Here is a 12,918-nt window from a genome sequence, read left to right on the forward strand (position 1 = left end):
GTGGAGCGCAAACGTCTGAATAACGAGTTCGGCTATGGACTGACGCTGTACGGCTGGGACGGCGATACGCTGGCGTATGAAACGTCGTGGGAGAAGCGCACGACGACGCACTACGTGTACGAGCCCGGCAGCTTCACGCCGCTGATGCAGGCGACCGGGGCGGCGGTGCTTGATGACAGGACATCGGCGCCGCCAGCGTTCGGGGCGGTGGCGTATTATCATTGTGACCAGATCGGCACGCCGCAGGAACTGAGCGACGCGGATGGCGCGATTGCCTGGAGTGCGTATTACCGGGCGTGGGGTGAAGCGAAGGAAGTGATCGGCGACGCGGCACGCAAGGCGGGAATCAGCAATCCGCTGCGCTTCGCGGGGCAGTACTTTGATCATGAGACCGGGCTGCACTATAACCGGTATCGGTATTATGATCCGCACAGTGGGCGCTTCATCTCGAAGGACCCCATCGGGCTTGCGGGCGGCATCAATGTGTATGCGTATGCGCCGAATCCGGTTGGCTGGATTGATCCACTTGGATTAACTCCTAATACATTGGACTGGAGTATCGTCAGCAAGAAGGGCGAATGCCGGTGCACGCACGTTAATAAGCACGGCGTCAATGATTTGCAGAAAAAGGATCATGGAGTGTTTTATGGAGATCCCACAAGCAAGATCAATGATGTCTGGAACTCGAAGGGAAACATTCAGCCGATAAACGACGGGAGTGTAGATATTTATCATATCCCAAGCCAGAATTCTGGTTACGCGGGCGGGTATGCAGGACAAGGACAAAATCTTAATTACGTTACCGTGGTTACTCAGGCTGGAACAAACAAGATAATTACCGGATACCCATCCGCAGGAAACTAAGATGAGCTACGAGCATAAGGTCAAGTGGTGCCCGGTATGTAACCAGGGCTGGATTGAGGTTGTAAAAGATAAAGCAAGCGGCGAACTGTTTCTTTGCTGCGATGAGTGCGAGACGGAATGGACAAGTCCAGACGCTATTGCCAATGGAACAGGAACTCAAGGGAAGTTTGGCATGGTCGAAGCTCCCGATGAATGCGAAATAGAATCACTGGGCTGGGCGCAGTACATCATGAAATAAGCAAGGGCCGCTGACGCGGCCCTTTGTACGTTTATCAATACGCGTCCAATCCTATCGAGTGGATCGATCCACTTGGATTGAGCAAGTACATTCCCGCGCCATCGAGTTTGCCGGGCTTCCCGGACGCCGTGCGCGTAAAACCGAAGACACCGGTACAAGGCGGCGGATTACGAAAGCGTTGGAAGCGAGCAAACGGATGCATTTGTGAGTGGGACTCTCAGCATGGCGAAGTTGAGATTTACAACAAGCGAGGAAAGCACATGGGTGCATTTGATCCCGAGACGGGCGAAGCTATACCTGGCAAGGAAGCTGACCCAACAAGGACGATTGAGCCATGAGTGAAGAAATGGTATATCGCTATATTTCGGTTTTTGAAAAGGATGGCGATGCGCATGTGAGGGATATTTCTTTTTCAAGCGCGCCAACTCTTCAGTTGCTTCAGAAGATATTTTTGGATGGTGCTGATGATCCAATGTACGACGAGTACGCTATAGACGCGCATAAGGCATTTCAACTCGCACCATTCATCAAAGAGGAGTTTGATCTGAAGAGATTTGAATATTTTCTATCTTGCGATGGCTAAGCGTAGAAGTCGATCCAGCAGGGGCGGGTGAAGCGGCCTTTGCTGTATAACCGGCACAGGTACTATGATCCGGGCAGCGGTAGGTTCGTACCGAAGGACCCGATCGGGCTGGCGGGCGGCAATTCAAAAAATTCCTGGCAGAGTTGATAGATTTGGCTGGAACTACGAATACCTTTCTTTTGGCCTTGATCGGCGATTTTGATGATGTTGAAAGCGGCGCTGTTGCGTTGACTAAACCGGCCATGATCGAGATGTGCTTCGGCCAGTAATGAATAGGTACGTTGCTGTGAACGAGGCTATACTATAAAAACCCCATCGGGCTCGCGGGTGGCATCAACGTTTATCAGTACGCGCCCAATCCGGTGCAGTGGGTCGATCCGCTCGGGCTTACGTCCACCACTCCCCCGGCGTGTGGCTGTTTGGACTGGTCAAGAACCAATCCAAGAACGGGGGAAACTGCAACAGATCATGTGATGCAACACGGAAATGACATTCCAGTGAAGCCATCACATGGCGTTTTTGCTGATGATCCGATCGCGACGACCAACGCGGCTTGGGGCAAGGCCGTGCAGGATGGAATAACTCCGACTGTTGGCGGCAATGGAAACTGGAACTACGATATTCCTTATCCCGAAGCCGGATTGGGCGGTGGTATTTCTGGAAACGCGGTAGGAAATCCAATCTTGAATAGCGTGAAGATAGTTACTACCCCTGGAGCTAATCAGGTGGTTACCTCTTTCCCGAAGTAAAAGAGAAGGTGAAGCTTGAACAAAAGATACTATGTCGCAATGGCAGCTAGTGTGGATAGCTATGAACAAAGTGACTATCTATGTTTTATACAGGTTGAAGGTAGTGGTGTCATTGGTTATGCCGCCGAATTCGATAGTTGTACGACCGATATAGCTGACGCATGCGTAGCCGAAAACGCTCATCGTGCCAAGTGGTTTGCCTGGGATGATGGATGGGAATGGCGTGCCGCAACTCTGGAAGAAATCAAGGCCATGAAGCTCGATAAATATCTGATTGGGTCAAAGAAGGATATGAAACTCAGCACACCGATCGAGCCGTTATAGAAACCAAGGGCCGCTTGTGCGGCCCTTTGCATGTCAATCCGGCGGTAATGGTCAAGCTGCCCGATTATCTGTTTGGGCGCGCCATACCTTGCGCAGTTCGTCATTGTCGGCGTTGCGTTCGATGGCAAACGCTTCGCGCTCGCGCGCTTTGGCGGCATAATCGTATTCTGGTGTAACGATGAGGCGTTGCCGGATGTAGTCAATGGAGACATGGACGCGCTGGCCGGCCTTGAAGAATGACTCTGCGCCTAACCACCTGTCGATATGTTCCCAAGGCATGAAGGGCTGTCGCGGGCGCGGTGGCGTATCGAGTGAATAGCCATCGGGCGTATCGCGCAGCGTGACGGTCATGCTGGATGAACGTTTCGCTCTGGATGGACGTGCTTTATGTGCTAGTCAGGGGGTACCCGGATGGCGGCGAAGAGCAGTTCAGGTGGGATGCACGCGGCAACCTGGCCACGCACACCGATGCGCTGAACCGGCAGACGCATTACCGTTACAGTGCTGCGGGGCTGCCTGCCGCGCGTACCAATGCGCAAGGTGAAACAGATCGGGGACATGCGGCGCGGTGTGATCCGCTACGCGTATGACCCGCTCGGGCGGCTCACGCGGGGAGGGCCGTGCCACTGGCCAGCCGGGGATAAAACCGGCCCGAATAAAAAAACCTGGAATAAACCCCGAAGCCCCCGTGTTCGCCTTCATGTAGACGCAGCAGAGGCGCGCATTACGCGGCAGACCCAGAGCCACCCTGTTGAACCTCTAGCCAGAAGGCGGTTTCTAACACCGCTTCAATTTAACTTTATTAAGGAATCTTAATCATGTCGAAAATCTTCGTAAGCCTCGCCTTCGCCGCTGCCACGCTTGGCGCCCCGGTTCTCAGCTTTGCCCAGTCGAATGCGCCTGTGACCCGCGCCGAAGTGCGTGCCGATCTGGTGCGCGTCGAGCAGGCCGGCTACATGCCGAGCGCTAACGATCTGAACTACCCGGCCGACATCCAGGCTGCTGAAGCGAAGATCGCCGCGCAGAACGATCAGCAGATGACCAATACGGCCGTCGGCGGTGTGGCGCAAAACGGCAGCACGGCGTCGGGTTCGGCATCGCATACCGCAATGCGCGCCAACGCGGCTTGCGTCGGCCCGGTCAGCTTCTGCAATGTGTACTTCGGCAGCTAAATGACGCCGTGCGAGTCCTGCACAATGGTCGTCTTGTGCAGGATTCCTGATCGTTGCGGATTTTCCGCTAGCCGCCCAGCGGTTTGCGACCCATTGCGGCAGAGTGCAACGCCGTTTCGGGTAGACAAGTATTGCCCATACTATTATCGGTGCTGGACTGGATGTCCTGCCCGTTACGCCGTAGCATCGACCCATCTACTCCGGATCGAAACATGGCGAACCCGCAAGAAAGCGTCACGCAAGCCTCCACGCCGCCGTCGCACGACGGCGCCACGCATTGGAAGCGCAATCTGTTTGTCTGCGTCTTCGGCTCGTTCACCACCATTGTGGCGATGACCCTGCTGCTGCCGTTCCTGCCGCTCTACGTGGAAGAACTGGGCGTCAAAAGCCATGCAGCGATCGTGCAGTGGTCCGGCGTGGCGTATGGCGCGACCTTTCTGTCTGCCGCGTTCACGGCGCCATTGTGGGGCAAGCTCGGCGACCGCTACGGCCGCAAGCTGATGCTGATTCGCGCGAGCCTCGGCATGGCCGTCGCCATGTCGTTGATCGGCATGGCGCATAACGTCTGGCAACTAGTGGCGCTGCGGCTGTTGGCCGGCCTGCTGGGCGGCTATGCCTCGGGGTCGACGGTGCTGGTCGCCACGCAAACGCCTAAAGCGCGCGTCGGCTGGGCGCTCGGCATCCTGTCGTCGGGGATCATGGCGGGCAATCTGGCGGGACCGTTGATCGGCGGTTCGTTGCCGCCGCTGATCGGCGTGCGGGCCACCTTTTTCGCGGCCGGGGCGTTTATTTTTATCGCGTTTCTTGCCACGGCGTTTCTTCTCAAGGAAGGTTCGCGCCGCACGGTAAAGAAGTCCGAGGCACAGCAGGTTGACTGGCAAGCCATGCCGGAGCGCGGCCCGGTCGTCGCGATGCTGATTACGGGCGCGCTGCTGATGGTGGCCAATATGTCCATCGAGCCCATCATCACCGTGTTCGTGGCGCAGATCGTCGCGCTTCGCCAGGTGACCTTCGTCGCGGGTCTCGTGATGTCGGCCGCGGCGTTGGGCAGCATCCTCTCGGCGTCGCGCCTTGGACGTCTGGCGGATCGGATCGGCCATTGGAATGTGATCGTCGGCTGTCTCGCCGTATCCGCCGTCCTGCTGGTTCCGCAAGCATTTGTGACGGCAGGGTGGCAGCTCGTCGTACTGCGGTTTTTGATGGGCATGGCCTTGGGCGGTCTGTTGCCCTGCGTGGCCAGCGTGATCCGCCATAGCGTGCCGCAAAGCATTGCCGGCAAGATGCTCGGCTACTCCACCTCGTCCCAGTACGCCGGCCAGGTGATCGGACCTTTGCTGGGCGGTTTCGTCGGCGGTCACTTCGGCATGCGGGCGGTGTTCCTCGGAACCTCGGTGCTGATGGCGGTTGGGGCAATTTACAACCACATCAACAGGACCGCGCATAACCGGGGCAAAGTCGCGTTTTAAGTTCGTTGAGGTCTTTGGCGTTACTACTGGTTTTCACAATGTTCCCACAATGTGCCTTGCTTAGAATCGCCCCGCGCCAGCAAATAGCGTAGGGCCGTCGCGAGGATGGGTCTGCACGCTGGCGCGTGCCATCCATTCCCCGCGCGCGTTCGATCGATGAGGTCTTCCGGCGTTGCATGGGGTTGCCGATCCATGGCTGCGCCAGACGCGGTCCCATCATCGATTCGAGATTCCATGACTTTGTTGCGCATTTTTCCGTGTCTATCGGTTGCCGTTGCATGTCTTTTCGCCGCACCGTTTGCTTATGCCGACTCCGCCCAAGGCGGCTATAGCGTCACCGCCGGCTTAGGCTCGGCGATCACACCGCGTTATCTGGGCAGCAACGATTATCAGTTTCTACCGGTCCCGTACCTTCATGTGGTGACGCCGCAGGGCGTCTATATCGATTCGACCAAAGGCGTGGGTTACCGGCTGTATCTGCCGGCCAATTTCTTCGTCGACGCCAGCCTCAACTACGCGTTCGGCCGCAAGGACGAGAACGAAACCTGGCAAAGCGGTTCGAATTACCTGAAGGGCATGGGCGACATTCCGGGGGCGTTGGTCACGACCCTCACCGCCGGCTACCGTCTCGGCATGATGGGCGACGTGACGGTGTCGGCGGATGTGCCGCTCACGAACCGCAGCCGTGGCGAGACTTATCGCGTCGGCTTCAAGGCCATCGTCATGCAGGTAGGGCACGACCGTTTGAGCACGAGTGCGGAGGCGGACTTCGGTTCGTCGAAATACAACCAGACTTTCTTTGGGGTAAGTGCTTCGCAAAGCGCGAACGCGGCTTTTCCTCAATATGGTGCGGGCTCGGGACTGTATGCGGTGCGCGCCGCCATGAGCTGGGACCATCAGTTCAACCGGCATTGGTCGATCTCAGCCTCGCAGCAGATCACCAATCTCACCGGCGACGCCGTGAATAGTCCAATCGTGCGGCGCCGCTTGTCCCTGCTTACGGATACCATGGTCGCCTACACGTTCTAAACGGACCGATGCATATTGCGCCGGTCCATGCGGACTCCGAATCAATCAGCCCAACTTCCCGCGGTTCCATGCGAATACTGCTTATCGAAGATGAAATCGAACTGGCGTCCGCCATTCAGAGCGCACTGGAAAAGCGCAAGATGGCGGTCGACCATGTGTCGACGCTCGGCACGGCGCGCTACGCGATCACCGACGTACCCTACAAGCTGGTGCTGCTCGATCGCAAGCTGCCGGACGGCGACGGCATTTCGATCATCCCGCATCTGCGCGCCAGTGCGCCTGGCGTCGCGATCATCGTCCTGAGCGCGATCAGCGACGTCACCGCGCGCGTGGCCGGGCTCGACGCAGGCGCCGACGATTATCTGGCCAAGCCGTTTTCAATGGACGAACTGATGGCGCGGCTGCGCGCACTCGATCGCCGCCCGGCGCTGTTGCGCGAGCCGCAAACCGCCATGGGCCGGATGGTGTTCGATTTCGAGGCGAAAGAGGCCTCGGTCGATGGCGCGCGCCTCGGCCTGCAACGACGTGAATTGCTGGTCCTGCAGGCGCTGCTCGAACGGCGCGGCAAGACGGTGCGGCGCGAGTCGCTCGAGGCCGAGGTCTACGGCTTCGAGCGCGATATCGCTTCGAATGCGCTGGACTCGCACGTATCGAATCTGCGGCGCAAGCTCGAACAGGCCGAGGCGGGCGTCGAAATTCACACCATGCGCGGAATTGGCTATCTGCTGAGGGAAAAAGATGCGTAATACCGGCACGTTCTCCGGCACGTTTTCCATCAGCCGCCGCATCTCCATTGGGTTGTTCGCGGCGCAGGCGATCATTGCGTTAGCGTCCGGCTTCGTGATGTTCGCCTATCTGCTGCGCTGGCATCTCGCGGGGCATCTGCTGCAAAACAGCGCCATCGACACCATCGCGGCCGCGGTGATCCGCGCTGGCGACGGCCAGCTTCATGGCATCGACACACCCGGCATCGTGCGCCTGAAACGCGCGGCGCCGGATCTGTGGTTCGTGATCCAGGACGGCAAGGGGCATCTCCTGAAGTATGGGCAGGTGACGCCCGCCTGCGTCTCGGTGGTGGAACTGGCGCCGCAGATCCTTGCCGCGGACGTGACGGATCCGCGCGAAGAGCACAACCTGTCGTGCCATATCGATACCGTTAAAACGCCCGCCGGCGCCTTGCACGTCGCATTCGGCGGCGGGCCACTGGAGCCGAGCTGGAAGCGGGTAGGGCTCGCCGTGATCGATTACCTCGAACTGCCGTTTTTCGTGCCTTTGCTGATCGCCAACTTTATTCTGATTCCGATCGTGGTCGGCGGGGCGCATCGCAAGCTGAAGCGGATCGCGTCGCTCGCGCAGCATATCGACATCGACCGGCCCGGCTTGCGCATGCCCGCCGACGATCTGCCGCGCGAAGTCGCGCCCATTGTGACCGCCTTCAATGCGGCGCTGGAGCGGCTGGACGGCGGCAGGCGTCAGCAGGAACGGTTCATCGCCAATGCCGCGCATGAATTGCGCACGCCGATTGCCATTATTCGCGCAAGGCTCGACAGTCTGGATACCGGCCCCGTCAAGGCCAAACTGGAACAGGATGTGGAACGGCTCGGCAATCTGGGCGATCAGTTGCTGGACCTGCAGCGCCTCAAAAGCGTCGACCTGAACATGGCGCCCGTCGATCTGGTCGAACTGGCCGCCGAGACGCTCGCGGAGCTGGCGCCGCTTGCCATCTCGGCAGGGCATAAGCTCGAACTCGTGTCGCACGAGGAGCGCCTCGACGTGCTGGGCGACGTCACGCCGCTCAAGCGCGTCATCATCAATCTGATGCAAAACGCGATGCAGCACGGCGGCGAGGCGGTCTCGGTGACGGTCAAGGTCTACGCGGATGCGGCCAACGCGGTGCTCGAAGTGATCGACAACGGACCGGGCATCCCGCACGGTTTCCGCGAGCGGATCTTCGAATCGTTCTCCCGGTACGCGCGCACGACTTCCGGCGCGGGGCTCGGCTTGAGTCTGGTGAGAGAAATCGTCGTGCTACACGGCGGCGACGTCAGCATCTTCGACCCGGGGCAAACGGGCGCCGCGGTACGTGTCAGGATTCCCAGGCGCATGCAACCTCTCTGAGGCACCCATCCGTGCCGTTTTAGCCGTGTTTCTGGTTCCAGGTCGGCTCACCGCGAGGTTGAGACGATCGGGCATCTTTGTGAGTGCCACAGGCATCGGCGGCCGCCGCCCGGCCGCCTAGAATTTACTCACAGTGATTCGCAACGCCTCGCAGCTTTCCGGGCGCAACCGAAGCGGATACCAAACCAGATAACAGAGGCTCTCATCATGTCGAACGTTGAACATTACGAATACGTCTTCCTCGGCGGAGGAAAGGGCGGCAAGACCCTGGCCATGGAATTGGCCCAGGCGGGCAAGCGCGTGGCGCTGATCGAACGCGGCATGATTGGCGGCTCATGTATCAATGTGGCCTGTATCCCAACCAAGACCCTGATCCAGAATGCCCGCGTGGCGCACGTGCGTCACGCGCAATCGGGCGACAGCACAGGCGAGGGCCCGCGCACCGATATGGCGCAAGTCGTTCGCAACGTGCGTTCCGTGGTGAACGGCATGGTGGACATCAACCTCAAGGCATTTCTGGCCTCGGGGATGAATCTCGTGATGGGCACCGGCCACTTCATCGCGCCGCGCACGCTTCAGGTGCAACTGAACGACGGCGGCACACGAGTGATCGAAGGCGAGCACGTCTTCATCAATACCGGCACGACGGCGGCGGTTCCGGATGTCCCCGGTCTGCGCGATGCGCAACCGCTCACCCATGTGGAAGCGCTGCAACTGGAGACCCTGCCGGAGCACGTGATCGTGATTGGCGGCGGCTATATCGGTCTGGAAATGGCCCAGGCCTACCGGCGTCTTGGCAGCAAGGTGACGGTGATCCAGGAGGCGCCGCGCGTGGCGATGCGTGAGGACGAAGACGTCGCCGAAGCGATCGAAGCGGCCTTGGCCGAAGAAGGCATCGACGTGCGCACCGGCGTGAAGCCGGTGAAGGTGACGGGTCGCTCGGGCGAGGGTGTCACGGTGGAACTGAACAACGGCGCCCAGGTTTCGGGCAGCCATGTGCTGGTCGCAGCAGGGCGCACGCCGGTCACACATGGGTTGGGACTGGATGCGGCTGGCGTCGAACGGGATGCGCGCGGTTTCATCAAGGTCGACGAACGGCTCGCGACGAGCGCCGCCAACACCTGGGCGATCGGCGAAGTGGCCGGCTCGCCGATGTTCACGCACGCATCCTTCGACGACTATCGTGTGCTGAAATCGCAACTGGCCGGCGGCAATCGCACGACGGCGGATCGCATTGTTCCGTACGCCTTGTTCATCGAACCGGAGCTCGGCCGCATTGGACTCAACGAAACCGACGCCAAAGCGCGCGGCATCGCCGTGCGTGTCGCAAAGATCCCGATGGCGATGGTGCCGCGCGCCCGCACCAATGGCGCCACTAAGGGCTTCATGAAGGTTTTGGTGGACGCGCACTCCGACCAGATTCTCGGCTTCACGATGCTCGGAACCAATGCCGGCGACGTGGTGACCGCGGTGCAGATGGCTATGCTCGGCAAGCTGCCGTACACGGCGGTGCGCGACGCGATCATTGCGCATCCGCTGATTTCCGAAGGACTGAACATCCTGCTCGCCAAAGTGCCGCCGCGTGTAGACAACCTGTGACGATTGGGTTGTCGGGTTTGCCGGTTGAACTTGCAAGCCTGCATGTTCATCCGGCGCTGCATATTCTTGCGTTGCTGTTATTTGTGCTGCTTAACGTCGCGATATTGGGGATTTTCGTCGCGATGTTAAGCGTTTTGGCGCTTGGCAAGCCGTTTATGAAATAAATGCCGTCAGCGATAAGGCCGCAATTACAGCGCAGCTGCCGCGTGACGCAGCGCGGTGCGCAGGCCTTCTTCGACTACCGGATGATAGAAAGGCATCGCCAGCATGGCATCCACCGTCAGTTTCATTTGCAAGGCCCAGGCCAACAGGTGGGCAATATGCTCGGCGTCCGGGCCGATCCATTCAGCGCCTAAAAACTGACGGCTCGTTTTATCCACATAGACGTGCATCAGGCCGCGATTTTTCAGCATCACGCGACTGCGCCCCTGATCTTCGAAGCTGACTTCGCCAGTCACGAACGTGCCGGGTTGCAGATCGACGTGGCGGGCGCCGACCATCGCAATGCCCGGATCGGAGAACAGCACGGCGATCGGCGCGCGGCGTACCAGCGGCGTGATAGCAGGGAAGCGGGCGGCGTTGGTCCCGGCGGCGCGGCCTTCGTCGGCGGCTTCATGCAGGAGCGGCAACACGCCGTTGGCGTCGCCGGCAATGAAAACCGGGTGATGGCCCGCCTGCAGCGTGAGCGGGTCGTAGACAGGGGCGCCCTGGCTATCGAGCGCGAGAGACGTGTTGTGCAGCGCGAGGCGGTCGAAATTCGGCTTGCGGCCGGCCGTGACGAGCACGTAATCGAACGTGTCTTCGACCAGCGCGCCGCTGCCGGTGCGAAAACGGATCTGCACCTCGTCGCCGACGCGCGCTACCGCTTCGACCTGCGCCTGCGACTCGAAGCGGAACGAGTCCTGGAAGGTCCGTTCGGCGTAGGCCTTGATGGCCGGGTCCGTCAACGGACCCACCCGGCCGCGTGCGCCGATTACGGTCACCTCCACGCCCAGATGGGCAAGCGCCTGCCCCAGTTCCAGCCCGATCACACCGGCGCCCACGACTGCAATCTTGCGCGGCAGATCTGACCATTCGAACACGTCGTCATTGACGATGGCGCGATCGCCCAGCGCGCGATACAGATCCGGCACCACCGGCGACGAGCCGGTCGCAATCACCACGCTGCGCGCCCGCACGCGCGTATGGTCGCCGACCTGCAGCAGGTTATCGTCGATGAAGCGGGCGTAGCCGCTCAGCTTGTCGTCAGCGGGAATCGCGTCCACGCTATCGAGCACGAAACCCACCAGGCGGTCACGTTCGCTCTTCACGCGCTGCATGACGTCACGGCCGTCGATGCGGATCGCGCCGTCGACATGTACGCCAAACGGCGCGCTATGCCGGACGGCATGAGCGGCTTCGGCTGCCGCGATCAACAGCTTCGACGGCATACAGCCGACCCGCGCGCAGGTCGTGCCGTGCGGTCCGCCTTCGATCAGGATGGCAGAAGCACCTGCCGCTTTGGCCGCACGATAGGCGGGAAGGCCGGCGCTGCCGGCGCCAATAATGGCTACATCGGTCTGGACTGTTTTCATGAGTGCCTCGAAACCGGAGTGCGTTGAGGGGAAGCGGTCGCGAATTCGTGGCGAGGGTGGCTCGGTTAGAATCGGGCTGCTTCAATGATTGCAAAAGACCTGTTTGCACTTCAGGCGGATACCTGCCCGGTGCTAATCCTCAAACGACGCAAGAATCTGCTCAAGCGGCTCATATGGATCTGCTCAGTCGGGTGCTCTCCCTCATTCCGGTCAGCGGCCGGCTCGACGTGCGCTGCCATTTCGGCGCGCCTTGGGCCATCGCGCAGGGCAATGCGGCCGTGCGGGAGATTCCTTATCACGTGCTGGTGTCGGGCGAGGCGGTGCTGGAATATGGGAGCGGTCCGTCCGAGCCGTTGAGGGTGGGTGACATCATCCTGTTTCCGGCCGGCGGCGCGCATCGGATTCACGACGGCAGCGGACGTCCCCCGGCGCCGCTGGTCGAGCGGAAAAACGTCTCGCTGATGGTGGCAGAAAACGACGCTACGGGCGCGACGGCCGACATTCTGTGCGGCCGGTTTCTGATCGGCGCGGTGCCCGACCGGCTGCTGCGCGAGCATTTGCCCGGGCGTCTCGTGGTGCGCAGCGCGGAGATTGCCGGCGCCGCGACGAACGGCAAGGGCGCGGCACCCGGCACGCTGGCCGACACACGATTCGCGCGGCTGATCGAACTGATGCGCGAGGAAGCGGTGGACGAAGGGCCGGGCAGCGAGGCGTTGATCGGCCATCTATCGGCCGCGCTGTTTGCCTTGACGCTGCGCTTTGCCAGCGGCGGCGCGGAACCGCCGCATGGCTTGCTGGCGCTCGCGGCGCGGCCACGCCTGCAACCGGCGGTCGCGGTCATGTTCGACGCGCCGGAAAAGCCGTGGACGCTCGACCAGTTGGCGACGCTATGCAATATGTCGCGAGCCACCTTCGTGCGGCAGTTTCAGGACGTGATCGGCCGCTCCGCCACCGACATGCTCACCGACATCCGCATGACTCTCGCGGGCCGCAAGCTGATCGAGTCGAATCTGGCCATTGCCGAGATCGGCGAGACGGTGGGGTATCAGTCGAACGCGGCATTCCAGCGTATTTTCAAGCGGCTGATCGGCGTGACGCCGGCACGTTACCGGACGCTGGGCGGTAACGTCGAAGCAGCGTAGGGCGCTGCTACGCAGTCCTGATTACTGCAGTTGGTGGTGCGATTGCCGCGTCGGCCGGCA

17 protein-coding genes and 2 pseudogenes are annotated in these 12,918 nt (G+C 60.5%); 17 read left to right on the forward strand and 2 right to left on the reverse strand.

What is annotated here, in order from left to right:
* The 8 genes and pseudogenes from FQ755_RS08955 to FQ755_RS08985 all read left to right on the forward strand — a co-directional run.
* Nucleotides 1-864, forward strand: an 864-nt coding sequence (locus FQ755_RS08955) for an RHS repeat-associated core domain-containing protein (protein ID WP_144153241.1), incomplete at its 5' end; no start/stop codon positions are given.
* A gap of 1 nt (nt 865) precedes the next feature.
* Nucleotides 866-1,102 (forward strand): hypothetical protein, encoded by a 237-nt coding sequence (locus FQ755_RS08960; RefSeq protein ID WP_144153243.1) that lies wholly within the window; start codon nt 866-868, stop codon nt 1,100-1,102.
* A 77-nt stretch (nt 1,103-1,179) separates the two neighbouring features.
* Nucleotides 1,180-1,440 carry a colicin E3/pyocin S6 family cytotoxin gene (locus FQ755_RS08965; RefSeq protein WP_260858532.1) on the forward strand — a complete coding sequence of 87 codons (261 nt, stop codon included), beginning with the start codon at nt 1,180-1,182 and terminating at the stop codon, nt 1,438-1,440.
* Nucleotides 1,437-1,685 (forward strand): hypothetical protein, encoded by a 249-nt coding sequence (locus FQ755_RS08970; RefSeq protein ID WP_144153247.1) that lies wholly within the window; start codon nt 1,437-1,439, stop codon nt 1,683-1,685. The genes FQ755_RS08965 and FQ755_RS08970 overlap by 4 nt, the downstream gene beginning before the upstream one ends.
* A 39-nt stretch (nt 1,686-1,724) precedes the next feature.
* Nucleotides 1,725-1,805: pseudogene (locus FQ755_RS08975) on the forward strand (RHS repeat-associated core domain-containing protein); the annotation flags it as partial.
* Nucleotides 1,806-1,978: 173 nt separating this feature from the next.
* Nucleotides 1,979-2,080: pseudogene (locus tag FQ755_RS38645) on the forward strand (RHS repeat-associated core domain-containing protein); the annotation flags it as partial.
* Between the two features lie 78 nt (nt 2,081-2,158).
* Nucleotides 2,159-2,434 carry a hypothetical protein gene (locus FQ755_RS08980; RefSeq protein ID WP_144153249.1) on the forward strand — a complete coding sequence of 92 codons (276 nt, stop codon included), beginning with the start codon at nt 2,159-2,161 and terminating at the stop codon, nt 2,432-2,434.
* Between the two features lie 15 nt (nt 2,435-2,449).
* On the forward strand, nt 2,450-2,758 hold the full coding sequence (locus FQ755_RS08985; RefSeq protein ID WP_144153252.1) for a hypothetical protein: 309 nt from the start codon (nt 2,450-2,452) through the stop codon (nt 2,756-2,758).
* 51 nt (nt 2,759-2,809) lie between these two features.
* Here the strand turns inward: FQ755_RS08985 and FQ755_RS08990 are convergent, their stop codons facing one another.
* A complete protein-coding gene (locus FQ755_RS08990) occupies nt 2,810-3,109 on the reverse strand; it encodes a hypothetical protein (protein WP_144153254.1) in 300 nt (99 codons plus the stop codon).
* 5 nt (nt 3,110-3,114) lie between these two features.
* Here FQ755_RS08990 and FQ755_RS08995 point away from each other — a divergent pair, with 5 nt between their 5' ends.
* The 8 genes from FQ755_RS08995 (at nt 3,115) to FQ755_RS37240 (ending at nt 10,306) form a co-directional block, all read left to right on the forward strand.
* Nucleotides 3,115-3,348 (forward strand): RHS repeat domain-containing protein, encoded by a 234-nt coding sequence (locus FQ755_RS08995; protein ID WP_144153256.1) that lies wholly within the window; start codon nt 3,115-3,117, stop codon nt 3,346-3,348.
* 228 nt (nt 3,349-3,576) lie between these two features.
* The gene (locus FQ755_RS09000) at nt 3,577-3,930 is read left to right on the forward strand and encodes a DUF4148 domain-containing protein (RefSeq protein ID WP_144153258.1); all 354 of its coding nucleotides are present in this window, start codon (nt 3,577-3,579) and stop codon (nt 3,928-3,930) included.
* A gap of 212 nt (nt 3,931-4,142) precedes the next feature.
* Nucleotides 4,143-5,396 (forward strand): MFS transporter, encoded by a 1,254-nt coding sequence (locus FQ755_RS09005; protein ID WP_144153260.1) that lies wholly within the window; start codon nt 4,143-4,145, stop codon nt 5,394-5,396.
* 234 nt (nt 5,397-5,630) lie between these two features.
* The gene (locus FQ755_RS09010; protein WP_186308462.1) at nt 5,631-6,425 is read left to right on the forward strand and encodes a MipA/OmpV family protein; all 795 of its coding nucleotides are present in this window, start codon (nt 5,631-5,633) and stop codon (nt 6,423-6,425) included.
* A 68-nt stretch (nt 6,426-6,493) separates the two neighbouring features.
* Nucleotides 6,494-7,171, forward strand: a complete 678-nt coding sequence (locus FQ755_RS09015) for a response regulator transcription factor (protein ID WP_144153264.1) — start codon at nt 6,494-6,496, stop codon at nt 7,169-7,171.
* Entirely contained in the window at nt 7,164-8,543 is a 1,380-nt protein-coding gene (locus FQ755_RS09020; RefSeq protein WP_144153266.1) for a sensor histidine kinase, read from the forward strand. Before FQ755_RS09015 ends, FQ755_RS09020 begins: the two co-directional genes overlap by 8 nt.
* Before the next feature lie 207 nt (nt 8,544-8,750).
* Nucleotides 8,751-10,142 carry an FAD-dependent oxidoreductase gene (locus FQ755_RS09025; RefSeq protein WP_144153268.1) on the forward strand — a complete coding sequence of 464 codons (1,392 nt, stop codon included), beginning with the start codon at nt 8,751-8,753 and terminating at the stop codon, nt 10,140-10,142.
* Complete coding sequence (locus FQ755_RS37240; protein ID WP_186308463.1) at nt 10,139-10,306, forward strand: hypothetical protein; 168 nt, start codon at nt 10,139-10,141, stop codon at nt 10,304-10,306. Before FQ755_RS09025 ends, FQ755_RS37240 begins: the two co-directional genes overlap by 4 nt.
* A 24-nt stretch (nt 10,307-10,330) precedes the next feature.
* On the opposite strand, the gene FQ755_RS09030 is transcribed toward FQ755_RS37240, so the two are convergent.
* The gene (locus FQ755_RS09030) at nt 10,331-11,716 is read right to left on the reverse strand and encodes a dihydrolipoyl dehydrogenase (protein ID WP_144153270.1); all 1,386 of its coding nucleotides are present in this window, start codon (nt 11,714-11,716) and stop codon (nt 10,331-10,333) included.
* A gap of 173 nt (nt 11,717-11,889) precedes the next feature.
* Here FQ755_RS09030 and FQ755_RS09035 point away from each other — a divergent pair, with 173 nt between their 5' ends.
* On the forward strand, nt 11,890-12,858 hold the full coding sequence (locus FQ755_RS09035; RefSeq protein ID WP_144153272.1) for an AraC family transcriptional regulator: 969 nt from the start codon (nt 11,890-11,892) through the stop codon (nt 12,856-12,858).
* The last annotated feature ends 60 nt before the right edge of the window (nt 12,859-12,918 follow it).

The organism is Paraburkholderia sp. BCC1885, assembly GCF_900996235.1.
Taxonomy (GTDB): Bacteria; Pseudomonadota; Gammaproteobacteria; order Burkholderiales; family Burkholderiaceae; genus Paraburkholderia.

Excerpts from the sequence above, each read along its gene's own strand:
- FQ755_RS08960 (WP_144153243.1), top strand. The coding sequence starts at position 866 with ATGAGCTACGAGCATAAGGTCAAGTGGTGCCCGGTATGTAACCAGGGC.
- FQ755_RS08970 (WP_144153247.1), top strand. The coding sequence starts at position 1,437 with ATGAGTGAAGAAATGGTATATCGCTATATTTCGGTTTTTGAAAAGGAT.
- FQ755_RS08980 (WP_144153249.1), top strand. The coding sequence starts at position 2,159 with ATGCAACACGGAAATGACATTCCAGTGAAGCCATCACATGGCGTTTTT.
- FQ755_RS08990 (WP_144153254.1), bottom strand. The coding sequence starts at position 3,109 with ATGACCGTCACGCTGCGCGATACGCCCGATGGCTATTCACTCGATACG.
- FQ755_RS08995 (WP_144153256.1), top strand. The coding sequence starts at position 3,115 with ATGAACGTTTCGCTCTGGATGGACGTGCTTTATGTGCTAGTCAGGGGG.
- FQ755_RS09000 (WP_144153258.1), top strand. The coding sequence starts at position 3,577 with ATGTCGAAAATCTTCGTAAGCCTCGCCTTCGCCGCTGCCACGCTTGGC.
- FQ755_RS09005 (WP_144153260.1), top strand. The coding sequence starts at position 4,143 with ATGGCGAACCCGCAAGAAAGCGTCACGCAAGCCTCCACGCCGCCGTCG.
- FQ755_RS09010 (WP_186308462.1), top strand. The coding sequence starts at position 5,631 with ATGACTTTGTTGCGCATTTTTCCGTGTCTATCGGTTGCCGTTGCATGT.
- FQ755_RS09015 (WP_144153264.1), top strand. The coding sequence starts at position 6,494 with ATGCGAATACTGCTTATCGAAGATGAAATCGAACTGGCGTCCGCCATT.
- FQ755_RS09020 (WP_144153266.1), top strand. The coding sequence starts at position 7,164 with ATGCGTAATACCGGCACGTTCTCCGGCACGTTTTCCATCAGCCGCCGC.
- FQ755_RS09025 (WP_144153268.1), top strand. The coding sequence starts at position 8,751 with ATGTCGAACGTTGAACATTACGAATACGTCTTCCTCGGCGGAGGAAAG.
- FQ755_RS09030 (WP_144153270.1), bottom strand. The coding sequence starts at position 11,716 with ATGAAAACAGTCCAGACCGATGTAGCCATTATTGGCGCCGGCAGCGCC.
- FQ755_RS09035 (WP_144153272.1), top strand. The coding sequence starts at position 11,890 with ATGGATCTGCTCAGTCGGGTGCTCTCCCTCATTCCGGTCAGCGGCCGG.